This window comes from Streptomyces sp. DSM 15324, from assembly GCF_001514285.1.
In the GTDB taxonomy this organism is placed as follows: Bacteria; Actinomycetota; Actinomycetes; order Streptomycetales; family Streptomycetaceae; genus Streptomyces.
In genome coordinates, this window is sequence record NZ_KQ949038.1 from 65,620 (window position 1) to 88,379 (window position 22,760).

At 69.6% G+C, this 22,760-nt stretch carries 16 protein-coding genes; 5 read left to right on the forward strand and 11 right to left on the reverse strand.

Annotation, left to right across the window (positions count from 1 at the left end):
* Window positions 1-4 precede the first annotated feature (4 nt).
* Together AQJ58_RS36405 and AQJ58_RS36410 are read left to right on the forward strand one after the other, a co-directional pair.
* On the forward strand, window positions 5-901 hold the full coding sequence (locus AQJ58_RS36405) for a carbohydrate ABC transporter permease (RefSeq protein ID WP_062032379.1): 897 nt from the start codon (window positions 5-7) through the stop codon (window positions 899-901).
* Complete coding sequence (locus AQJ58_RS36410) at window positions 898-3,525, forward strand: alpha-L-rhamnosidase (RefSeq protein WP_067258294.1); 2,628 nt, start codon at window positions 898-900, stop codon at window positions 3,523-3,525. Before AQJ58_RS36405 ends, AQJ58_RS36410 begins: the two co-directional genes overlap by 4 nt.
* A 135-nt stretch (window positions 3,526-3,660) precedes the next feature.
* Here AQJ58_RS36410 and AQJ58_RS36415 read toward each other — a convergent pair whose 3' ends face one another.
* Window positions 3,661-4,530, reverse strand: a complete 870-nt coding sequence (locus tag AQJ58_RS36415; RefSeq protein WP_067258297.1) for an alpha/beta fold hydrolase — start codon at window positions 4,528-4,530, stop codon at window positions 3,661-3,663.
* A 229-nt stretch (window positions 4,531-4,759) separates the two neighbouring features.
* Entirely contained in the window at window positions 4,760-5,410 is a 651-nt protein-coding gene (locus tag AQJ58_RS36420; RefSeq protein WP_234360416.1) for a TetR/AcrR family transcriptional regulator, read from the reverse strand.
* 937 nt (window positions 5,411-6,347) lie between these two features.
* On the opposite strand from AQJ58_RS36420, the gene AQJ58_RS36425 reads away from it, so the two are divergent.
* The gene (locus tag AQJ58_RS36425) at window positions 6,348-7,214 is read left to right on the forward strand and encodes an alpha/beta fold hydrolase (RefSeq protein ID WP_067258298.1); all 867 of its coding nucleotides are present in this window, start codon (window positions 6,348-6,350) and stop codon (window positions 7,212-7,214) included.
* A 193-nt stretch (window positions 7,215-7,407) separates the two neighbouring features.
* On the opposite strand, the gene AQJ58_RS36430 is transcribed toward AQJ58_RS36425, so the two are convergent.
* From AQJ58_RS36430 to AQJ58_RS36470, 9 genes are all read right to left on the reverse strand, one after another.
* Window positions 7,408-7,980, reverse strand: coding sequence for a TetR/AcrR family transcriptional regulator (locus tag AQJ58_RS36430; RefSeq protein WP_062032389.1), 573 nt, complete (start codon window positions 7,978-7,980; stop codon window positions 7,408-7,410).
* A gap of 368 nt (window positions 7,981-8,348) precedes the next feature.
* Window positions 8,349-9,410, reverse strand: coding sequence for an alkene reductase (locus AQJ58_RS36435; protein WP_067258301.1), 1,062 nt, complete (start codon window positions 9,408-9,410; stop codon window positions 8,349-8,351).
* A 314-nt stretch (window positions 9,411-9,724) separates the two neighbouring features.
* A complete protein-coding gene (locus AQJ58_RS36440; protein ID WP_067258304.1) occupies window positions 9,725-11,917 on the reverse strand; it encodes an ATP-binding SpoIIE family protein phosphatase in 2,193 nt (730 codons plus the stop codon).
* Window positions 11,918-12,246: 329 nt separating this feature from the next.
* Window positions 12,247-13,080, reverse strand: a complete 834-nt coding sequence (locus AQJ58_RS36445) for an enoyl-CoA hydratase/isomerase family protein (protein ID WP_067258309.1) — start codon at window positions 13,078-13,080, stop codon at window positions 12,247-12,249.
* 181 nt (window positions 13,081-13,261) lie between these two features.
* Window positions 13,262-15,151, reverse strand: a complete 1,890-nt coding sequence (locus AQJ58_RS36450; protein ID WP_067258311.1) for an AMP-binding protein — start codon at window positions 15,149-15,151, stop codon at window positions 13,262-13,264.
* Window positions 15,152-15,327: 176 nt separating this feature from the next.
* Entirely contained in the window at window positions 15,328-16,239 is a 912-nt protein-coding gene (locus AQJ58_RS36455) for an alpha/beta hydrolase (protein ID WP_067258314.1), read from the reverse strand.
* A 365-nt stretch (window positions 16,240-16,604) separates the two neighbouring features.
* A complete protein-coding gene (locus AQJ58_RS36460) occupies window positions 16,605-18,242 on the reverse strand; it encodes a sodium/solute symporter (protein WP_067258316.1) in 1,638 nt (545 codons plus the stop codon).
* A gap of 10 nt (window positions 18,243-18,252) precedes the next feature.
* Window positions 18,253-18,474, reverse strand: coding sequence for a hypothetical protein (locus AQJ58_RS43610; protein WP_159056380.1), 222 nt, complete (start codon window positions 18,472-18,474; stop codon window positions 18,253-18,255).
* A gap of 650 nt (window positions 18,475-19,124) precedes the next feature.
* Window positions 19,125-20,087 (reverse strand): LysR family transcriptional regulator, encoded by a 963-nt coding sequence (locus AQJ58_RS36470; RefSeq protein WP_079079442.1) that lies wholly within the window; start codon window positions 20,085-20,087, stop codon window positions 19,125-19,127.
* Window positions 20,088-20,215: 128 nt separating this feature from the next.
* On the opposite strand from AQJ58_RS36470, the gene AQJ58_RS36475 reads away from it, so the two are divergent.
* Complete coding sequence (locus tag AQJ58_RS36475) at window positions 20,216-21,376, forward strand: iron-containing alcohol dehydrogenase (RefSeq protein ID WP_067258321.1); 1,161 nt, start codon at window positions 20,216-20,218, stop codon at window positions 21,374-21,376.
* Between the two features lie 59 nt (window positions 21,377-21,435).
* Window positions 21,436-22,446, forward strand: coding sequence for an enoyl-CoA hydratase/isomerase family protein (locus tag AQJ58_RS36480; RefSeq protein WP_067258323.1), 1,011 nt, complete (start codon window positions 21,436-21,438; stop codon window positions 22,444-22,446).
* Window positions 22,447-22,760: the final 314 nt, after the last annotated feature.

The window sequence follows — 22,760 nt, forward strand, 5'->3', positions numbered from 1 at the left end:
TCCCATGACCGACACCATGACGGCACCACCACGGGAACTGCCCACCCACGCGCGGCCGGCCACCGTGCGAAAGCCCGGCCACGCGCGGCGCCTGATGCGTAACCTGCTCGTCGCCCTGCTGGTGGTTATCGAGGTGACCCCGCTACTGTGGCTGCTGCTCAGCTCCTTCAAGACCCAGTCCGAGTTCGTGGGCGACCCCGCGTGGTCGCTTCCCGGCAAGTGGGACTTCCACAACTACGCCGACGCGTGGACGACCGGGCATGTCGCCCTCTACGTCCGCAACAGCCTGATGGCCACCGCGCCCTCGCTCGCGCTCATCATCGTGCTCGGCACCGCTGCGGGGTTCGCCCTGGAGGTGATGATCTGGCGCGGACGCCACCAGGTCCTGCTCGTCTTCCTGCTCGGCATCATGGTGCCCAGCCAAATGATCCTGCTGCCCCTGTTCCGGGTGTACTTCCAGACCGGGCTGTCCGGCACCATGTGGCCGCTGATCATCACCTACACCGCGGTCGGCCTCCCGCTCACCGTCTTCATGATGGCCACCTACTTCCGCGCGGTTCCGCGCGAGATCTTCGAGGCCGCCACCCTCGACGGGGCGAGCATGCTCACCGCCTTCTGGCGGATCGGGTTCCCCGTCGTGCGCAATGCCGTCTTCACCGTCGCGCTCGTGCAGTTCTTCTTCATCTGGAACGACCTGCTCGTCTCGCTCACCTTCACCACCAACGACGACCTGCGCACCATCCAGGTCGGGCTGCTCAACTTCACCGGCCAGTACGGCGAGACGGCCTACGGACCGCTGTTCGCCGCGATCAGCATCAATGTCGTCGGCGCCCTGGTCCTCTACCTGCTGATCAACCAGCGCATCATCAAGGGCCTGACCGCCGGGGCGGTGAAGGGATGAGCCACAAGCGGATACCCGAGGTTGCCGCCCCGACCGCGGAACATCACCGGGAGCCGTTCGGCATCGGTGAGCCGGCGCCCCGGCTCTCCTGGAAGACCACAGCACCCCCCGGCTGGACACAGCAGGCGTATCAGATCGAGGTCGCCCGGACCGATGAAGCCCACCGTACGGACTGGGTGGCCTGCGAAGAATCCGTGCTCGTCGACTGGCCCCACCGACCGCTCACGTCACGAGAACACGCCGAGATACGCGTCCGGGTCCGCGGCGCCGACGGCACAGCCAGCGACTGGAGCCCGGCCCTGCGCCTGGAGGCGGGACTGCTCAAGTCGGAGGACTGGACGGCGCACGCGATCTCGCCGCAGTGGCAGTCGCTGGAGCAGCCCGACGGAGAACGACGTCCGCCGCTGCTGCGCAAGGACTTCCTGGCGAGGGCCGATGTGCAGAGCGCGCGGCTGTACGTCACCGCCCACGGACTGTACGAGATCGAGATCAACGGTCTGCGGGTCGGCGACCACGCCCTCGCGCCCGGCTGGACCAGCTATGACCACCGGCTGCGCTACCAGACCCACGACGTCACAAAACATCTGCGCACCGGGGACAACACCATCGGCGCCTGGCTGGCCGACGGCTGGTACCGCGGACGGCTGGGCTTCAACGGCGGCCACGCCAACCTCTATGGCGACCGGCTCGCCCTCATCGCCCAACTCGAAGTCGTCCACCACGACGGAACCCGCACCACCATCGCCACCGACACCTCCTGGCGAGCAGCCCACGGGCCGATCGTGTCGGCCGGCCTGCTCGACGGCGAGATACACGACGCCCGCGACGAACGGCCGGGCTGGTCCAGTCCCGGATTCGACGACAGCGGCTGGTCGCCGGTCGACATCGTCACCCGTGATCCGGCCACGCTGGTCGCCCCCACCGGCCCGCCGGTGCGCTGCACCGAGGACATCGCCCCAGCCCGGGTGACCGCCCTCGACGCCGACCGTCTCCTGGTGGACTTCGGACAGAACCTCGTCGGCCGCATCCGCATCACTGTGAGCGGCCCGGCCGGACACACGGTCGTCATCCGGCATGCCGAGGTACTCCAGGACGGAGAACTGTGCGTGCGCCCGCTGCGCGGGGCCCTCTCCACCGACCGCTACGTCCTGCGCGGCGAAGGCTCCGAGACGTGGGAGCCGCGCTTCACCCTCCACGGCTTTCGCTACGCGGAGATCACCGGATGGCGCGGCGGCGATCCGCACCGCGACATCACCGCCCGCGTCCACCACACCGACATGGCCCGCACCGGCTGGTTCGCGTGCTCCAACGAGCAGGTCAACCGGCTGCACGAGAATGTGGTGTGGAGCCTGCGCGGCAACTTCGTCGACCTCCCCACCGACTGCCCCCAGCGCGACGAACGACTGGGCTGGACCGGGGACATCCAGGTCTTCGCGCCCACCGCCGCCTTCCTGTACGACTGCCACGGCATGCTCGCCTCCTGGCTGCGCGATGTCGCCGCCGAACAGCACGACGACGGGACCGTGCCCTGGTACGTGCCCGAGATCCCGGGCGGTGAGCAGTGGACGCCGGCCAGTCCGGGCGCCGGCTGGGGCGATGTCGTGGCGCTGACCCCGTGGGACCTGTACCAGGCCTCGGGCGACACGGGTCTGCTGGCCGCCCAGTACGACAGCGCACGGCGCTGGGTCGACCTCGTCACCGGCATCGCCGACGAGTCGGGGCTGTGGAACCGCGGGTACCAACTCGGCGACTGGCTCGACCCGTTCGCGCCCCCGGACGATCCGGGCGCGGGCCGCACCGACCGGCACCTCATCGCCACGGCGTACTACGCCTGGTCCCTGCGGCACGTGGCGTGGACCGCCGGCGTCCTGGGGTGCGACGAGGAACGCCGCCACTACCAGGAACTCGCGGACCGGGTCAGGCAGGCCTTCGTCAGCGAGTACGTCGGGCCCGGCGGTGCGATGACGAGCGACACCCAGACCGCCTACGCCGTCGCCCTCCAGTTCGACCTCCTGCCCGACGCGCCCGCCCGGGCCGCCGCCGGACGCCGGCTGGCCGAGCTGGTCGCCGCTGGCGGACACACCATCCAGACCGGCTTCATCGGCACGCCGCTCGTGGCACCCGCGCTCAGCGCCACCGACTACGCCGACACCGCCTACACCCTGCTCCTCCAGCAGGAGTGCCCCTCCTGGCTGTACGCCCTCAAGCACGACGCCACGACGATCTGGGAACGCTGGGACAGCATGCTGCCCGACGGCTCCGTCAACCCGGGCGAGATGACCTCCTTCAACCACTACGCCCTCGGGGCGGTCGCCGAGTGGCTGCACACCACGGTCGCCGGGCTGACCGCCGCCTCACCCGGCTACCGCGACATCGTTTTCCGCCCACGGCCGGGCGGCGGCATCACCTGGGCGCACGCCGCCCACGAGTCGCCGTACGGGCGTATCGCCATCCGGTGGGACCTGCATGCCTCGGGTATCGAGGTACGCACGACGGTACCCACCGGGACAACAGCACGGATCGAGTGGCCCGATGGCGCCGTGACCACTCTCGCGACCGGCACCACCACCACATGGCGGCCGCTGGGGCCGGGTCGGCCGGTCGCGCCCTCTCGCCATGACTGAGCCGGGGTCACCGTCCACAGGGCCTGACGTGTCGGCGCCTTGCCCGCGTGACGTCATCCGGCGCCCGCCCGTCGCCCTGCTGGCGGGCGCCGACGCGAGGGCGGTGAGTCCCGGTCCTGCGGCAGCCGCTCAGGTTCAGGACTCGAGGAATTCCAGGGCCCGGGGCACGAAGTCCTCGTGGTGCTGGAAGACACCCCCGTGCCCGGCATCCGGGTAGAGGGGGACGAGTTCGCTGTGGGGCAGGCGGGCGGCCAGGTCGAGCGTGTTCGGGCTGGGCACCATCCGGTCTCTCTCACCGTTGGCCACCAGGACCGGTTGGCCGATGGCCGACAGGTCCGAGGGTGCCTGGCGGCCCCACCGTTTGACGGCCTTCAACTGGGCGCGGAAGGACGGCAGTGAGATGTCCTTGTCCCGGTCGTGCGTACGCTCCTTCAGCCGCTCCAGGAAGGCTCGTCCGGCCTGCCGGCCGCCTGCGGTGCCGGTGAAGAAGAGGGAGAGCTTGGGGTCCTGACGGGTCAGGGCGCCTTTGAGCGTGGCCTGGATGGTGAGTGCCGGGACCTTCTCGATGCCGGGGCCTCCGGCGGGGCCGGTGCTGGCGAGGACGACCTTGCGCACGAGGTGCGGCTCCTGCGCCGCGATGACCTGCGCGATGAAGCCGCCCATCGACAGGCCGAACAGATCGACCTGGTCGAACCCGAGAGCCCGGATGAACAGCACGGCGTCGCGGGCCATCGCCTCGATCGTGTCGGGTGTGGAGCCGCTCGATCCGCCCACCCCGCGGTTGTCGAAGGCGATGACCCGACGTCGTGCGGCGAGTCCGTCGACGACGCGTGGGTCCCAGTTGTCCAGCACCCCGGCCAGGTGCATCAGGAGGATGAGCGGTACGCCGTGCTGGGGGCCGAGTTCCCGGTAGAGGAAGTCTTCGCCGCGAACGGACACGGAGCGGGTCGCCGCGTATGTGTACGACGACGCCGAAGGGGAGGGGGAATTCCGCGGGGTGTTCATGTCCAGGTCCTTCGGGTAGCGGGTTTCAGGGTGCTTGTCGGTGCCGCGGACGGTGCTGTTCGGCGCTGGATGCAGGAACCTCGACGGTCCGGCAGCCCGGGGCTTGCCGGGGATCGACAGAGGTGATTAAATTACGAATGTAATTTTAAATGGCCGGTCAGTGGACCGTGAACGGGACCGACCGGCCTCCGGTGTGAGGTGCCGGGCGCGGGGGAGGGTGGTGTGCCCCTCAGGTGTGATGTGCGGCCTGCGGTGAGGGGTGTGTCCTGCGTGAAGACCGGTTCGGGGTTTCGGCGTTCTGGTGCTCGATGCCCAGCAGTGCGAGAGCGTTGCGGATGCCCTGCTCCAGGAGTTCGTCGGCGAGCTGCCGGTCGGCCAGGGCGCGGGAGAGCTGCAGCGTCCCGGCCATCATGGCGTACGTGCTGAGTGTTTTGGTGCGCACCGAGAGCGGATCCTCGGGCGAAAGGCGGGCGGCGATGCCGTCGGCGACGACCAGTACCCCGTCCGTGTACGCCTGCCGGGTCGGGTCCGCACAGCGCCGGATCTCGTCCAGCAGGGCGGCGGAGGGGCAGCCGTCGTCGGAGCTGTCGCGATGCCGGGGGGAGAGATACCACCGCACGATCTGCTCCAGCCCGGCGCGGCCCGGTGCCGCCTGCTCGACGATGCTCGCATTCTGTGTCTGCAGCTGGTCGGCCACGGTGGTGGCCACGAGTTCGTCCTTCGACGTGAAGTGGGTGTAGAAGGCGCCGTTGGTCAGTCCGGCGTCCTTCATGAGGGCGGAGATGCCCGAGCCGTCGATGCCGTCCCGCTTGAACCGGCGTCCGGCTGCCTCGATGATCCGCTGCCTGGTCGCGTGCTTGTGCTCTTTCCCGTATCGCACCGCATTCTCCTTCGCCCATGAAATGAAATTATGGACGTACTTTTATGACTTCGGGGCAGCGCCGTCCGTCCGCCCGGCCTGGGGTCGACTCCGTGCCGGACGGCCCTGTCCGCGGCGTGCTTCGGCGCGGCCTCGGATGTGCCCCCGGTGTGCTGTGGCCCGTCCCTGGCCGCAGAGATCGCCCCCGAACCCCACCCCCTAAATATTATGAATGTAATCCAATTGACTATACCCCAGGCGGTCTCGCGGCGGCAGGGCCCCGCTGTGGGGGCAGGGGTGGCCGCAGAGTGCGAGGCCGCTCGTCACGGAGGGCGTCCCCATCTGACTCGTGCGACTCCCGGCGTCGCGGTCGGCGGTCCGCCCGCAGGTGGAGCGGGTGTCGCGGACAGTTGGCAGGCGGATGTCCATACGCCGCTGTGGCTGCGGGCGGAGTGCACCTTCCGGGTGGTGGGGGCGGGAACCCTCCGGCTGTGGGTGCAGCCGTGGGCGTGCAGGCTCAAGGCCGGCGCGGTCCGGCCGGGTGGCGCCGGGGCCGTGGTGCCCCCGTGTTCGGATGTGCTGCCCTGTGTTGGCGGTCGGGGTGGCGCCGCGGCGGTTCCCGCCTTCCCTCGTTCCGGCTCGTGGTGACCGCCGGGCCGGCCTCCGTCGGGATCTGATGGCCGGCTGTGCGGCGCGGGAGGCGGGGCCGCGTGCGGCCGGGGGTTCCGTGATCGCGTCATCTCGTTCGGTGCCGGGACTTGCGGCCACATTGCATTACGGTCATACTTCAATCATCGATGAGACGCCGGGGACTCGACCGCTCAGATTTCGATGCCCCTTGGCCTTCGACTCGCGGAGTGCATCCGCGGCTGGGAGATTGCAGGTACCGCCTGCGCTCTTCCGTCCATGAAGGCGGTGTCGCCCGCTCGCAGAAAACCCATACCCGAAGGGCACGACCGTGAATGACTCACATGAGGTACGAGGCGACGTGGTGACGTCGTACAAGAACGCGCCGACCCGTACCGTCACGGCTGGGGGAGTGACCTTCGCCTACCGCGACCTGGGCCCGCGCACCGGTGTTCCGGTGGTGTTCATCACCCACCTCGCCGCCGTGCTCGACAACTGGGATCCCCGGGTCGTCGACGGCTTCGCCGCCAGGCACCGGGTCATCACGTTCGACAACAGGGGAGTGGGCGCGTCCAGCGGTTCGACGCCGGACACCATTCAGGCGATGGCGAAGGACACGGTCACCTTCATCCGGGCGCTCGGGCTGGAGCAGGTGGACATCCACGGTTTCTCGATGGGCGGCATGATCGCCCAGGTGATCGTGCAGGAGGAGCCGCAGCTCGTCCGCAAGCTGATCCTCACGGGCACAGGCCCGGCCGGTGGTGAGGGCATCAAGAACGTGACCCGGCTGTCTCATCTCGACACGGTCAGGGCGCTGGTCACCCTTCAGGACCCCAAGCAGTTCCTCTTCTTCACCCGCACGGCCAACGGGCGCCGGGCCGGCAAGGAGTTCCTGGCCCGGCTCAAGGAGCGCACCCAGGACCGGGACAAGTCGATCTCTCCGATCGCGTACCTCACCCAGCTCAAGGCCATCCACCGCTGGGGCCTGGAAAAGCCCCACGATCTCTCCGCCATCCAGCAGCCCGTGCTCGTCGCGAACGGCGACAGCGACAGGATGGTTCCGTCGAAGAACTCCCACGACCTGGCCCGGCGACTGCCCGACGCCGAACTGGAGATCTACCCCGACGCCGGCCACGGCGGCATCTTCCAGTTCCATGATCAGTTCGTGAAGACAGCCCTCGAGTTCCTCGGCCGCTAGAACGGGCAATGGGCCCTAAGAGCGGTCGCCGCCCGGGGCGAGGCCGAGCCCGGCGTGACCGGCGTCCCGGCCGGCCCCCCTCGCCGCGGCGGGTGGCAGGCTCGACGGGCCCTTCCCCCCCTCGTCCCCGGGTGCAAGAGCACCTCGATGCCGAGGCCGGGCGGAGGTCCTGTCGGGGATCTGACCGCTCCCGTCAGCCCATGAAGGCGAGGGCGTTCTCGATCCCCTTCTCCAGGACCTCGTCGGCGAACGTCCGGTCAGAGAGGGCGCGGGACAGTTGCATGGTCCCCACCAGCATGGTGTAGAGCCCGATCGCCTTGCCGCGGGCGGACTGCGGGTCTCCGGGCGTCAGGCGGGCGGCGATCTCGTCCAGGATCCTCCGCGCACCGTCGGTGTAGGCCTGCTTGGTCGCGTCTCCGCAGCGGCCGATCTCGTCGAGCAGGGCGGCGGAGGGGCATCCGGCGCCGGGATTGTCCCGGTGGCCGGGCGACAGGTATTCGCGAATGAGGTCCTCGAGCCCCGTGCGGCCGGGCCGCAGGGTGTCGTACGCCGCGATCTGCGTGCGCAGTTGGTCGGCCACGACGTTGGCCACGAGGTCGTCCTTGGAAGCGAAGTGGGCGTAGAAGGCGCCGTTGGTGAGCCCCGCGTCCGACATCAGCGTGGAGACGCCCGAGCCGTCCAGGCCGTCCTGCTTGAACCGGTGGCCGGCCTTCTCGAGGATCCGTTGCCGCGTCACCTGTTTGTGTTCCTTGGCGTAGCGCACCACAGGCTTCCTCCGTTCGCTCCGCAGGGTCGTCGCTTCCTGCTCAAGCGTAATCCATGGCCTGTCATGCGTAATATGATGACCTGGGGCCTTCGTCCCTGTGGCTCGTGGGCGGCGGCCGGTGGGTTCGGACTCGGTCGGCGGCGCCTCGGTGCCTGACTCCTCGCCGTTGTCGATCTGTGCAGGGCGATGTCCGTGTGGTGGCGCCGACTCCTTCGCCTTCGGCGCAGAACGCCGGTGGCGAGGTGAAACGGCTGTGGCGCACGCCGGCAAAGGCCCGTAACGTTTCGGGCCGTCCGGTCGCCGTGCGCCACAGCTGTGCGCGCCGAGGTGCCCGGGGCCGGTGATGGGCCCGGGCACCTGGCTTCCCGTCAGGCGGTGTGGGTGGGGTAGTCGGTGTACCCGACTGCGCCGCCGCCGTAGAAGGTGGCGGGGTCGGGACTGTTCAGGGGGGCGCCGGAGCGTACGCGCTCGACGAGGTCGGGATTGGCCAGGGCCATGGTGCCGACGGTGATGACGTCGGCCAGACCGTCCTCGATGTCCTTGGCGCGGGTGGCGATGTCGGCGCCGGCCCGGTTGAGGACGAGGGCGTTCGGCCACAGCCTGCGCAGGGTGTGCAGGAGTTCCTCGTCGCCGCCGTGGGCGATGTGCAGGTAGGCGAGGCCGAGCGGGGCGAGGGCGCTCACGAGCGCCGGGTACAGCTCGTGGGCGTCGCTCTCCGCTATGTCGTTGAAGGGGTTTCCGGGAGAGATCCGGATGCCGGTGCGGCCCGCGCCGATCTCGTCGGCCACCGCGGTGGCGACCTCCACCGCGAAGCGGATGCGGTTGTCGACGGAGCCGCCGTAGCGGTCGGTGCGCTGGTTGGTGTTGGTCGCCAGGAACTGGTGCACCAGGTAGCCGTTGGCTGCGTGGATCTCGACGCCGTCGGCACCCGCGGCTATGGCGGCCGCAGCGGCGGCGCGGAAGTCGTCGACCGTCTCGGCGACCTCGTCGGTGGACAGTTCGCGGGGCAGGGGCATGGGCTTGAGACCGGTCGCGGTGAACATCTCGCCCGCCGGGCGGACGGCGGAGGGGGCTACCGGTTGCCGGTGGTGGGGGGTGTTGTCGGGGTGGGAGATGCGCCCGGCGTGCATCAGCTGGATGACGATGCGTCCGTCGGCCTCATGCACGGCGTCGGTGACCTTGCGCCAGCCTGCGATGTGCTCGACGGTGTGGATCCCCGGGGTCACCGGGTAGCCCTGTCCGTCGGCGGAGGGCTGGGTGCCCTCGGTGATGATGAGGGCGTGCGAGGCGCGCTGGGCGTAGTACTCGGCGTTCAGCTCGGTCGGCACGCCGTCCGGGGTGGCCCGGTTGCGCGTCAGGGGCGCCATCGCCAGCCGGTGCGGCAGGGGGATCTCTCCGACGACGACCGGGTTCCACAGCGCATTGAGCATGGGTGATTCCTCAGGAGTAGGTGGTGGATCGCTTGGGGGCGGTGCGGAAACCGCGCGCACGAGGCCGTCGGCGTCATGCCCCCTGCCGACCGGGCTGTCATCGGCCCGACTTTAAAAGTACGAACATAATATTATGCTGGGGTGTGCGGGTGCAAGCAGGGCCCCTGTGGCGGGTGCGGTTCAGGCCCCCTGCGCTCGTGTGCACGGACGTCAGCGGCGGCGTCGTGATCGGCTGTCAGGAGCCGGGCGTCCCCGGTCCCGCAGGTGTCGGCGCGGGCCGTCGCCGGATGTCCCGTCGCATCTTGCGCACACCCTCACGCCGGAGCGGATGAGGTTTTGCCCAGGAAAGCCGGAATCTGCTGCTCCGCCCAGATGACTTTGCCTTCGCGGTGGTGGCGTGTGCCCCAGTGTTCGGTGAGCTGGGCGACCAGGAGCAGACCGCGGCCGCCCTCGTCGAAGTTCCGGGCGCGGCGCAGGTGCGGGGCCGTGCTGCTCGCGTCGGACACTTCGCACGTCAGGGCCGATTGCAGGATCATCCGCAGTTGGATGGGGCTCTTGCCGTAGCGGATGGCGTTCGTCACCAGCTCGCTGACCACGAGCTCGGTGGTGAAGGCCAGCTCTTCCAGCCCCCAGGCGGCCAGCTGATCGCACGCGTGGGCGCGGGCCTCGGAGACGACCGCCGGGTCGCTGGCGAGGTCCCAGGTGGCGACGTGTCCGGCGTCCAGGGCTCCGGTTTGTGCCACCAGGAGGGCGATGTCGTCGGCGGGGTGGCTGGGCAGCAGTGCGGAGAGCAGTTCGTCGCAGGTCTCCTCGAGCGACGCCGGTGCCCGGGAGAGGGCGTCACGCAGCAGGGCGAGGGCGGTTTCGACGTCACGGGAGCGGCTCTGGACGAGGCCGTCGGTGTACAGAACCAGCCGGCTGCCTGGTGGCAGTTCGAACCGGGCGGATTCGAAGGGGAGTCCGCCCAGACCCAGGGGCGGGCCGACCGGCAGCTCCGGGAAGTCGACCGCGCGGGCGGTGAGGCCGGCGCCACCGGCGGTCGGGGGAGTCGCCACGGCCGGCGGCAGGTGTCCGGCGCTGGCCAGGGAGCAGGTGCGGGAGACGGGGTCGTAGATCGCGTAGAGGCAGGTGGCGCTGATCTCGTCCGTGTCCCCTTCCTCTTCATGCTGCAGGCGGATGACCACGTCGTCGAGGTGGGTCAGCAGTTCGTCGGGGGGCAGGTCGATGTCGGCCAGCGTGCGGACGGCCGTGCGCAGTCTGCCCATGGTGGCCGCGGCATGCAGGCCATGACCGATCACGTCGCCCACGACGAGGGCGACGCGGGCTCCGGAGAGCGGTATCACGTCGAACCAGTCGCCTCCCACGCCCGCTCGTGATCCGCTGGGCAGGTAGCGCGAGGCGGTCTCGACGGAGGCGTCCTGCGGCATGTGGTGCGGCAGCAGGCTGCGCTGGAGGGTGAGCGCGGTGGAGCGCTCCTGGGTGTAGCGGCGGGCGTTGTCGATGTTCACCGCCGCTCTGGAGGCGATCTCCTGGGCCAGCAGCAGTTCGTCGTCATCGAAGGGGTCCGCCGGTTGGCAGCGCACGAACTGGGCGAGCCCCAGCGGGCTTCCGCGGGCCCACAGTGGAACAAGGAGCAAGGAGTGCGGGTTCAGTGCGCGCAGGCAGCGCGCGCGGTCCGTCGACATCGCCAGCCAGGCGGGGACGCCGTCGGCGGTGAGCGGAAGCCGCAGGGGCGCTCCGGTGGCCAGGACGTGGGCCGGCTCCGAGTCTTCCGGATAGGTGTGTGCCTGTCCTGTGCCCAGTGCCGGGGCGGGGCAGCCCTCCGAGACTGCCGCGGCGATGCGGCGAAGCGTCGCAGGACCGGCTGCCGCATACGTCTCCTCCTCCTGGAGAGCGCCGGAAAGAAGGTCGACGACGACGAGGTCCGCGAGGTGGTCGGCCCCGACATCTGCCAGTTCTTGTGCGGTACGGGTGGTGTCCAGGGTGGTCCCGATCCGCGTCCCCGCCTCGTTGATCACGATCAGGCGCCGCTGCAGCCAGTGGTCGCGTTCCCTCTGGTAGGCGGCGACCGTCTGTTCCGACGTGCGATCGACGTACTCGAAGGCCATCGCGCTCAGGGCGACAGTCGTTGCGTTGATCAGCTCCTGGGACCCGGCGGCACGGGCTGTTTCCGTGTAGAGCTGATCAAGCAGATCCGCGTGGACGAGCCGGTAGACGCGAAGGAGCTGGCTGATCGGCACCCCGTGCTCGGCAAGTCGGCGGGCGAACTCGATGGCGGCGGGCGGTGTCCTGACCTCAGCCATGGCGAGGCCGTGTTCAAGGAAGTCCAGACCGGCTGCGATGTGTTCGGACAGCGCTGCGGGCGCCACGGAGACGATGTCCTCGTACTTCCATACTTCTGGAAGCTCGCTGCGCAGGTGCTGCAGCATCACGTGGACCATCTGATCCGCACGGGGTGTCAGGCCCCTGGCGAGCTCGCTGAGGAAGGCATGGGCGTCAGTACCCATAGGCACAAGGTACCCCGCCCTGGTCGACCGGCCTGTCTGTGAAGTCCGCCGTGCGTTCGCCCACTGCCTGTCGGCCGGCGCTCAGGGGGTGTGCTCGTAGCGGAGAACAGGGCGCAGGGTGGTGACGCCGGGGCCGTCGGTCATGGAGGGGTGGGCATGGTCATCGGCGACGCTGCACACCGGCGGAGTTCTTGGCGCAGGTGCGGGTCGCCACACGCGGCCAGGACGGCCTGCTGGACGGCGCCGGGAGGCCGCAGGCGGGCAACGCGTCGGACATCTCACGGTGTGGGTCTGCCGGAAAAGCGTCGCGCCGCCCGCGGGCGGGAGGACTACGGCTGCTGGTTGACGAGGCCGAGGAACTCGCCCATGTGGAGCTCCGCGAACTCGGGGCCCTTTTCCGCGATGACCTGGCCGAAGCGCGGTACACGCTCCTGGAATCCCGGCCAGGTGAGCGAGTCCGCGTATTCCCCGTAGGCCGCGTAGAGGTCGGCGTCCGGCGGGAGGGAGGCCCGGTTGACCTGGGCCTTGGCGGCCGCCAGCGCTGCCTTGTCGAACGATGCGAGGCGGGACGCCATGGTGTCCACGAAGCTGTCCAGTTCGGCATCGGCCATGGTCCGGGTCACCCAGCCGTAGCGCTCTGCCAGGTCGGCGTCGTAGTCGTGGCTGCTCAGGATGGCTTCGAGTGCCCGGTCCCGGCCGACCAGGCGGGGCAGGCGTTCGCTTCCTCCGCCGCCGGGAAGGATGCCGGTGCCGACCTCGGGCTGTCCGAACAGCGCGTGCTCACGGCTGGCGTAGCGCAGGTCGCAGGCCAGGGCCAGCTCGTTCCCGCCGCCTCGGGTACGGCCGCGGATGGAGGCGATGCTGATGAACGGAGCCTTCGACAGCCGCACGACGAGATCGGTCCATACCGGCGCCGGATCCGCACCGGCCAGCAGCGGGAACTCGGCGGCCTGGGCGAGGTCGAAGTGGTTGAAGAAGAAGCCGGGCGTACTGCTGGTGAAGACGACCACGTGGACCTGGGCGTCCCCGCTCAGCTCGGTGACGACTTCATGCAGCCGGGAGACCGTCTCCGGAACGATCGGGTTCGCCGGCGCGTTCGAGAACACGATCTTCCGGATCCGGGGTGCCGGGCTTTCCACGCTGATGGTGCTGGGCTGCGTCATCTGGTGCTCCTTGGCTGATGCCGACGTACGGCTGGGTGAAGGAGGACCTGGCCGGCGTCGAGGGCGGTCGGGCATCACCTTTATTGAATTATGAGCATAATGCCATTCTTTCGCCCGGACGATCACAAGGGAGCAAAGATGCGGAACGTGTTCACCGTGGCTCAGGTTGCGTGGCAGCCTTTCACGGCGTGTGACCGGCGCGGCGGAGAACCGGGCGCAGGTTCTCGATGACCCTGGGGTCGTCCACCGTGGAGGGGATGGGTTCGTTGCGGCCGTCGGCGATACCGCGCATGGTTTTGCGCAGGATCTTTCCCGACCGGGTCTTGGGCAGGGCCGCCACGACCGTGACGTCCTTGAGGGAGGCGACGGCGCCGATGCGCTCGCGTACGAGCCGGACGAGTTCGGCCTCGACCTCGCCCGGGTCGCGGTCGGTGCCGGCTTTGAGGACGACGAAACCGCGCGGGATCTGTCCCTTGAGTGCGTCGGTGACGCCGATGACGGCGCATTCGGCGACATCGGGGTGGGCGGCCAGGGCCTCTTCCATGCTGCCGGTCGACAGCCGGTGCCCGGCGACGTTGATGACGTCGTCGGTGCGGCCCATGACGAAGACGTAGCCGTCCTCGTCGAGGTGGCCGCTGTCGCCGGTCAGGTAGTAGCCGTCGTACGCGGAGAGGTAGGAGGCGACGTACCGGTCGTCGTCCTGCCAGAGCGTGGGCAGCGCGCCGGGCGGCAGCGGGAGCCGCACGACGATCGCACCGTCCACACCCGCGGGCACCGGCTCGCCCGAAGCGTCGAGGACCTGGACGTCCCACCCCGGCAGCGGGCGGGTGGGAGACCCGGGCTTGACCGGGGCGGCCTCGATGCCGACCGGGTTGGCGACGATGGGCCAGCCGGTCTCGGTCTGCCACCAGTGGTCGATCACCGGGATGCCCAGCAGGTCGCTCGCCCACTGGTAGGTCTCGGGGTCGAGACGCTCCCCGGCGAGGAAGAGGTAGCGCAGGCGGGAGAGGTCGTACCCGGCGGCGAGGGTGCCTTTGGGGTCCTCCTTGCGGATGGCGCGGAACGCGGTGGGCGCGGTGAACATGGTCTTGACGCCGTACTCGGCGGCGACGCGCCAGAACTGGCCCGCGTCCGGGGTGCCCACCGGCTTGCCCTCGTACAGCACGGTCGTGGCACCGGCCAGGAGCGGTCCGTAGACGATGTAGGAGTGGCCGACGACCCAGCCGACGTCGGAGCCGGTGAACATGGTCTCGCCGGGGCCCACGTCGTAGACGGCGCCCATCGACCAGTGCAGGGCGACCGCGTAGCCGCCGCAGTCACGCACGACTCCCTTGGGTTTCCCGGTCGTTCCGGACGTGTAGAGGATGTAGAGGGGATCAGTGGCGGGGACGGGAACGCAGCCGGCCGGCGCGGCGGCGGCGACCAGAGCGGCCCAGTCGAGATCGTCGGGCCCCAACTCGGCACGTTCCTGCGGGCGTTGCAGGATCACACTCTTCTGGGGCTTGTGGACCGCGAGTTCGATGGCCTGGTCGAGGAGGGGCTTGTACGCGATGACGCGCTTCCCCTCGATGCCGCAGGAGGCGGAGACGACGACTTTGGGGGCCGCGTCGTCGATGCGCAGGGCGAGTTCGCGGGGGGCGAAGCCGCCGAAGACGACCGAGTGGACCGCGCCGATCCGTGCGCAGGCCAGCATCGCGACGGCGGCCTCGGGGACCATCGGCATGTAGATCACCACCCGGTCGCCGTGCCCCACGCCGAGTCCCGCCAGTGCTCCGGCGAAGGCCGCCACCTCGTCCCTCAGCTGCGTGTAGGTGTAGGTGCGGCGGGTGTCGGTCACGGGTGAGTCGTAGACGAGCGCGGGCTGTTCGCCCCGGCCGGCCTCGATGTGCCGGTCGAGCGCGTTGAAGCAGACATTGAGCCGCCCGTCGGGAAACCAGCGGTGGAAGGGCGCGCCCGAGGAGTCCAGGGCGCGATGTGGAGCGACATCCCAGTCGATGCCCTCGGCCGCCTTCAGCCAGAAGCGCTCGGGGGCCTCGGTACTGGCGCGGAAGACATCCTCGTACGTTCCCATCGCGCACTCCTTTGTGGCATCGGGACGGTGGTGTGGCGGTGTGCGGAACAAGTGTCGGACGCAGGTACCGCATGCCGGTGTGGTCGAGCAGGATGTCGGTGACCGGTAGGCCGGTCACCGACATCCTGGTGGTGCGCGCCTGGACGGAAGACCCTGCTGTCAGGCGCGGCGTGTGCTCAGGCGCCGAGGTGCGTGCGCAGCCACTGGCCCATCTGTCCGATGGCCTGGTCCACCTCGGGTACGCGTCCGGCGCCCAGGACGAATGAGTGCTGTCCTTCGGGCATCGAGTGGGTCTCGGTGGTGACCTTGAAGTCCGCGAGGCGGCGGCCGAGCTGGGCGCCGTCGTCGGCGAGGGTCTCGTACTCGCCGTAGTAGACGATCGTGGGCGGCAGGCCGGTCAGATCGGCGTTCACGAGGCTGATCTCGGGGGAGGTGAAGTCCACGGCCGGGTCCTGCAGCCAGGCGCCTCGGAAGAGCTCCAGGGTGCCCCGGCTGAGCATCTTGTCCTTGTCCTCGTTGGCGTCCACCGACGCGTTCTGGATGGTGAGGTCGGTCCAGGGGGAGACGCTGACGATCGCTCCGGGAGTGGCCTCGCCCTTGGCGAGCAGGCGCAGCGGCAGCATCACCGCGAGGGTGCCGCCGATGGAGTGGCCGGTGCTGCCGATGTTCTGGGGCTGGTAGCCCTGCGAGAGAAGCCAGCGGTAGGCGGTCTCGGCGTCGTCGAGCTGGGCGGGGTAGGGGTGCTCGGGCGCCAGGCGGAAGTCCACGACGAGGGAGCGGGCGCCGGCGGCCTTCGCGATGTGGCCGGCGGCCTTGCGGTCGGAGTGCATGGAGGCGGTGACGGATCCGCCGAAGTGGAAGTGCAGCAGTGCGCGGTCGGGGTCGGCGCCCTCGGGGATGGCCCACAGGGCGGGGACGCCGTCCGCGTCGACCTCGGCGTAGGTGACGCCTTCCGGTTCGGTCGATGCCTTGTGGTTGGAGTCGACGATGTCGCGGATGACGGCCAGGTCCAGGCCCGGTGTCGACGACTTCGCGCTCACGCTCGCGAGGAACTCCGCGAACTCGTGTGCTTCCTTGCTGACTGCCATGAGGGCGCTCCTTTTCAGACCGGTGCCGTGCGGGGTTGTCCCGCGGCAGTCCGGGGCGATGTGCTGGCCACGACGCTACTAGCTGAGTATAGAAAAGTAAACTCAGGTGGGCTGGAATCATCCTGCTGCACGCGAGCAGCCCCTCGGGAGGGCATCGGTGTGGACGCTCTCTCGATCCGGGCACGTCGAGCCGCCCGAACCAGGGGCCCTTGAGGTCGCGGACGAGACGTGGAGGCTCCGGATCTGTGGCGCGGCCGTGCCCTTCGGCTGGCGGGACGCGACCAACCGTATTCCTCCACCGACAGGGAGCCGCCTGGAGCGACGCCCTGGCCATGGGACGCGGTACCGGCTGCGACGCGGAACACCTACCGCCGAGGATCGGCGGCCTGAGGCCGGGCTGTCCTTCCCGTCAGAATCCTGTACTGCAGGTGACGGAACTCGGGTTCGGAATCTTCGGGCGAGGTGATGCTTCCGAGCCATCCGAGGACGAACGCCGCAGGTACGGAAACCAGGCCTGGCGTCTGGAACGGATACCAGTTGAAACTCGCTTCCGGCCACAGAGCGAACCCGGTCCCCGAGACGATGGGCGAGAAGACCGTGAGGGTGATGCAGAGCAGCAGTCCTCCGTAGACGGACCACAGCAGTCCTCTGCGGTTGAACCGGCGCCAGAAGAACGAATAGATCAACACGGGGAAGACGCACGACGCTGCGACGCTTATCGAGAAGGCGACCAGGAAATCGGTCGGATACCGGTGGATGGCAGCGGCCAGGGAAAGACCCACCGCGCACACGATGACGGCGGCCACGCGCAGTGCCCGCACCTCCCCGGTCTCGGTGCGGTGGAGCCTGCCTCGCGCGAACACGTCGTGGGCGAAGGAGACGGCGGCGGCGAAGGTCACGCTGGACACGGTCGTGAGCACGGTCAGGAAGACGACGCATGCAACGACGGTGATCAGCGCCACGCGTCCTGTCGAGCCGTCGCGGAGCACGCCCGAGGCCAGCTGGATCAGGGATGACTGCCCGGTGGCGTCGACCGCGCCGATGCCGGTAGCGCCCACCACGGCCGCTGCCGCGAAGCCGGTGGTGATCAGGAGGAGGACGAAGGCACCGACCAGCCCCGTGGCGATACTCACGGACCGCCGTGCCGTGCGCCCGGTCCGGGACGCACCGATCCGCAGGAGCTGGTGAGGCATGACGGCCGTACCGAGGATGAAGACCAGGTGGTTGCCGAATGTGTTGAGCGCCCCGAGCGTTGCCGTGTAGGGCCAAAAGCCCGGCCTCAGATAGTCGTTTGGCGCCAGGCTCTTGTCCACTGCGGTGGAGAGCAGGGATTGGGGATCCCAGTCGAATTTCCTGAGGGCCAGCAAGGTGATCACCGCAAGTGCGCACAAGGTGATCGGCACCTTGGCGACGTGCATGAAGCTGTTGCCCCGCAGACCCGCCACCGCGGCGAAGCAGGCGACGAGACAGCCCATCAGTATCGTGCACACCACCTGGGCCCCCTCGGCCGATGTGCCGATCAGGAGAGCCGTGCTGCTGCCGGCGACACGCAGTTGGATGATGAGCAGGGGGATGGTGATGGCCAGTGTCACCGCGGTCGCGGCGATCCGGGGGCCCGAACCTGATGCCCGCAACGAGAAGAGGTCGCCGAGGGTGTAGCGGCCGCTGTTGCGGATCTTCTGCGCGAGGAGCAGCAGCACACCGAGCATGATCAGACCGTCGAGGGCGTACGTGAACCCGTCGTACCCGAACAGGGCGATGCCCCCGGAGACCGTCAGCAGGGTGACGATCGAGATCTGCTCGCCGGCCATGGCGAAGCCGTTGAGGACGGGGGACAGGGCCCGGTCGGCGACATAGAGCCTTTCGGGGTTGTCCTCCTCCGCTGTGGCGAGCGTGAAGAGCCACAGCAGGGACACTCCGATGAAGATCAGGAAGGCGATGATCACGGGGCGTCTGGCGTCCGACCCGATGGGGTCGAGTACGCCCGAGCCGAGGATGTCCATGGTCACCGCTTCACCGCCAGGACCCGTTGACGGGAGCGGCACCCGACGCTGCGGTGTGCACCGCACCGGACGTCAGGGACTGCTCGATGGGGTCGGACAACCGGGTGCTTCTGGCCTCGTGCAGCCATGCAGTGGCGACGAAGAGCCCGCATTGCAGGATGCCCCACACCATGCCGAGAGTGAGCACCCCGTGCACCCGCACCGCGGGCACGCCGGTGAAGCATGACAGCACGGTGCCGATGGTGAAGGGGACCGCGTTGACGGTGAGGAAGGCGCGCTGCGCACGATGCGTGCTCTCACGGAGACTGTTCAGTTGCTGCTGCTCGGCGGCGGCCGCAGGGTGAGGTGCGGGTGGGCCAGGGGGAGTCGGGGGGATATGAGGGTGCACAAAACCTCCAGGCGATGAGGGCGGGGTAACGGCACAGCGCACGGCGCTCCGCCATCAGGGCGGGGGGAGCCCCTCGGTGGCGGAATGGACGTCATGGTGAGGGCAGCGGGTGTGAGCGCCCTGGCGGAGCACGGCATGTGGCACAGGACGTGCTGCCGGCTTCTGTCGCCACTCGATGCACAGGGTGCTGTGCCGGGTGCCTGGCGAAAGAACGCGGGCAAGAAACTGGGCAGGCCCCGAAGCCCCGGCAGGGACCTCGCGAAAGCTGCGCGTGCTCAAGCCGCTGCCGCCGTGATGCGGCGTATCGCGATCAAGAGGATCACGGACTCTGTGATGGCCTGTCAACAATCTGTGAGCTGTGTGCGGCATGTCACCGTGGCAACCAGAGGCCGCGCCGTGTCTTCAGAGGCGGCGCCAGGCGCTGCGGGAGACCGGGCGGACGGACAGGCGAGGGGGACCGGCAGGCGCTCAACGCACCGCCGTCTCCTCGGCGTTCACTCCGGAAGCAGGTCGGCGGCCCGTTCGGTGACCTCCTGCCGCAGAGCCGCCCACAGGGCGCCTACGGCGGGGTGTGTCACCGCCTCGCGACGGACGGCCAGGGTGATGGGGAGCCGGATGTCGATCTCGTCGGCGAGCACTCGGTGCAGTCGCGTCCGCTGGGTCAGGAAGGCCGGAAGAACGCCGATGCCCGCCCCCTGCCGGGTGGCCTCGAGTTGGGCGAAGACATTCGTCGAGGAGAAGGCCGGGGTCATCCCGGGAAGGTGGCGTTCGATGTCGAGGTCGCCGACCTGAAGCATCGACTCGATGTAGAAGATGAGCGGGTGCTCGCGCAGCTCGGCCACCGTCTTTGGCCGTCCGTACCGGGTGAGGTATTCCTCGGACGCGTAGAGCCCCAGCGCGTAGTCGGTGAGGTGCTCGGTCACCAGGCGGCTGGTGGAGGGAGTGCCGATGACGAGAGCGAGATCGAAACCGGTCGGGCGCAGGGCCAGCTGCCGTGTCGCGGTGATGAGTTCGGCCTGGAGCCGTGGGTGGCGGCGGCGTACCCGTACGAGGGCGGGGGTGGCGAAGGCGGTGCCGAAGCCGTCAGGCGCGCTGACACGCACCGTACCGTGCAGGGACGGCGAGTCCTGGCCGGCCACGGTGTCGACGACGCGGTCGATGGCCTCCTCGATGGCGCGTGCGTTCTCCGAGACGGCCCGTCCGATGTCCGTCAGTGTCCACCCTTCCGTGCCGCGCTCGATCAGGCGCAGGCCGAGGCGCTTTTCCAGCGCGGCGATACGGCGGGAGACGGTGGTGTGGTCCACGCCGAGAGCGTCGGCGGCTGTCACCAGACGTCCGGTGCGGGACACCGCGAGCAGGTAGCGCAGATCGTCCGCGCGAAGTCTGCGCGGATCGAGGGGCCGAGGCGAGCCGGCCGTCTGCGGGGCAGGATTCTCGTCCGGGGAACGGGAGTGCACCACCTGACCGTATCTGCATTTGTGCACAGGGGGTGTGCGCTATTGGTGGTTGTCCGCACACGGCGTGGGGCCGCACAGTCGGGGCCAGTGGGCGCGACATGCCCCGCCGTTCTGCTGAAAGGGCCGCCATGGTCGCCAGCCTTTCCCTCCCGCGGATCCTGCGCGTCGGCGGCGGTGCCGTCGGCGCGCTGGGTGACGTCGTCGCAGGGCTGGGCCTGCGCCGCCCCCTGCTGGTGACGGACGCCTTTCTCTCCGGGACGGGGGCGGCGGAGCGCCTGATGGCGACGCTGAGGGATGCCGGTCTGCAGCCGTGCCTGTTCGCCGGCACCGTCCCGGATCCGACGACCGACTCGCTCGGCGCGGGCCTGACCGTACTGCGGGAGCACGGCGCGGACTCGGTGATCGGGTTCGGCGGCGGCAGCCCGGTCGACACCGCGAAGGCGCTTGCCCTGCTGGGCGTCCGGGGTGGCCGGATGCGGGACTACAAGGCCCCGCACACCAACCTCGGCCCGGCGCTTCCGGTGATCGCGGTCCCGACGACCGCGGGCAGTGGCTCGGAGGCCACCCAGTTCACCATCGTCACCGACAGCGCCACCAACGAGAAGATGCTCTGCTCGGGACTGGCGTTCCTGCCGGTCGCCGCCGTCGTCGACTTCGAGCTGACCCTGTCGATGCCGGCCCGGCTGACCGCCGACACCGGCGTGGACGCGCTCACCCATGCCGTCGAGGCGTATGTGAGCCGCAGGGCCAATCCCTTCAGCGACGGCCTTGCCCTGACCGCGATCCGGAGCATCGGCCGCCACCTGCGGCGCGTCTACTCCGACGGGGCGGACACCGAGGCACGTGAGGCGATGATGCTCGCCGCGACCCAGGCCGGCATCGCCTTCTCCAACTCCAGCGTCGCGCTGGTGCACGGCATGAGCCGTCCGATCGGCGCTCACTTCCATGTCGCCCACGGCCTGTCGAACGCGATGCTCTTCCCCGCGGTGACAGCGTTCTCCGTGCCCGCCGCCGAGAGCCGCTACGCCGACTGCGCCCGCGCCCTCGAAGCCGCCACTGACGGCGACAGCGACGCCGTGGCCGCCGGTAAGTTCGTGGAGGCGCTGCGCGCCCTGTGCGTGGATCTTGAGGTGCCCACCCCTCAGGCGCACGGCATCGACAGTGATGAGTGGTCGCGCCTGTCGCTCCTCATGGCCGAGCAGGCGCTCGCGTCCGGATCCCCGGCCAACAACCCGGTCGTACCCACCGTGGAGGAGATCCAGGATCTCTACGAGCAGATCTACGCCTGACATCCTGCGGGGGAGGAACCCTGATGGCGAGAAAGGCACGGCGCACGAAATGACGGCTCATGACTGATACCGCTGCGGACGAGATTCTCGCCGACGTGCATCGCGGCGTCGGCCGGATCCTGCTCAACCGGCCCAAAGCGCTCAACGCCCTGACGACAGGCATGGTCGCCGCCATCGACCGGGTGCTCGCGGCGTGGGAGGACATACCGCTGTCCGCGGTGGTGCTCGCCAGCACCAGCACGAAGGCGTTCTGCGCTGGCGGGGACATCCGCACCATCCGCGAGCACAGCCTCACCGGGGACACCGAGGCCAGTGAGCGGTTCTTCGCCTCCGAGTACCGGCTCAACGCCCGGATCGCCGAATACCGCGTGCCCGTCGTGTCGCTCATCGACGGCCTGTGCATGGGCGGCGGCCTCGGCCTGTCCGTCCACGGCGGCTTCCGCGTCGTCACCGAGCGTGCGGTGCTGGCGATGCCGGAGACCGGGATCGGGTTCTTCCCGGACATCGGCGCCAGCTACTTCCTGCCGCGGCTGCCCGGCGCGATCGGCATGTACCTGGGACTGACCGGGCACCGGCTCGACGCGGCCGACGCCCTGTACACGGGCCTGGCCACGCACTTCGTCCCCGCCGACGGACTCGACGCGGTCGGGAACACCCTGGCCGACCACCCCGGCGACCCGGTGGACGTCGTCCTGAACCGCCTGGCCGGCCACTCGCCGGTGGCGGAGAGCGCGCTGGCGCAGGTACGTGCGGACGTGGACCGGGCCTTCGGCGCGCCGAGCCTCGGCGAGATCGACAAACGCCTGCGCCACATCGGCACCCCCTGGGCGCAAGCCGCGTCGGCCGCCCTGGAGTCCGCCTCGCCGCAGAGCCTGGAGATCACCCACACCCTGCTGGCCCAGGGCAGACAGCGCACGCTGCGCGAGTGCCTGGCCGCCGAACTCGCCCTCACGCGTACGACCATCCGTACGCCGGACTTCCTGGAGGGCGTCCGCGCGGCCCTGGTCGACAAGGACCGCACTCCCCGCTGGCAAGGCACCTCGCTCGGCGGACGGACACCGCAGGCCTGAGCATGTCCGCCGGTGAGCAGACCACCGCCGCACGCAAGCAGCCGGTCGGGCAGGAGAGGCGCGTGCCAAGGAGATGACAGCTGCAGCCTCCGCCGAACAGGCTGTCACACGCGAGCGTCGTGAGCCGCGAGCCGTCGCCGCGTCCCGCCCCGGCGCGGGGCATCCCTGTCTCTCCGCCTGGGCGGGCTCGCGCAGGCGTGGCAGTTCGTCCGCGGTGATCGATCCCGCCAGACAGCACGAGGGCGCCGGAACACCGACAGTGCCGGCTCTTCGCGACCGTAGTCACCATCGGATCGCCGACGGCGTCGTCGCCC

What these genes read in the sequence shown, in the direction of transcription:
- AQJ58_RS36475 (WP_067258321.1), top strand. Translation starts at nt 20,216, where the DNA reads ATGGTCGCCAGCCTTTCCCTCCCGCGGATCCTGCGCGTCGGCGGCGGT.
- AQJ58_RS36460 (WP_067258316.1), bottom strand. Translation starts at nt 18,242, where the DNA reads ATGGACATCCTCGGCTCGGGCGTACTCGACCCCATCGGGTCGGACGCC.
- AQJ58_RS36445 (WP_067258309.1), bottom strand. Translation starts at nt 13,080, where the DNA reads ATGACGCAGCCCAGCACCATCAGCGTGGAAAGCCCGGCACCCCGGATC.
- AQJ58_RS36405 (WP_062032379.1), top strand. Translation starts at nt 5, where the DNA reads ATGACCGACACCATGACGGCACCACCACGGGAACTGCCCACCCACGCG.
- AQJ58_RS36435 (WP_067258301.1), bottom strand. Translation starts at nt 9,410, where the DNA reads ATGCTCAATGCGCTGTGGAACCCGGTCGTCGTCGGAGAGATCCCCCTG.
- AQJ58_RS36415 (WP_067258297.1), bottom strand. Translation starts at nt 4,530, where the DNA reads ATGAACACCCCGCGGAATTCCCCCTCCCCTTCGGCGTCGTCGTACACA.
- AQJ58_RS36450 (WP_067258311.1), bottom strand. Translation starts at nt 15,151, where the DNA reads ATGGGAACGTACGAGGATGTCTTCCGCGCCAGTACCGAGGCCCCCGAG.
- AQJ58_RS36455 (WP_067258314.1), bottom strand. Translation starts at nt 16,239, where the DNA reads ATGGCAGTCAGCAAGGAAGCACACGAGTTCGCGGAGTTCCTCGCGAGC.
- AQJ58_RS36480 (WP_067258323.1), top strand. Translation starts at nt 21,436, where the DNA reads ATGACTGATACCGCTGCGGACGAGATTCTCGCCGACGTGCATCGCGGC.
- AQJ58_RS36410 (WP_067258294.1), top strand. Translation starts at nt 898, where the DNA reads ATGAGCCACAAGCGGATACCCGAGGTTGCCGCCCCGACCGCGGAACAT.
- AQJ58_RS36440 (WP_067258304.1), bottom strand. Translation starts at nt 11,917, where the DNA reads ATGGGTACTGACGCCCATGCCTTCCTCAGCGAGCTCGCCAGGGGCCTG.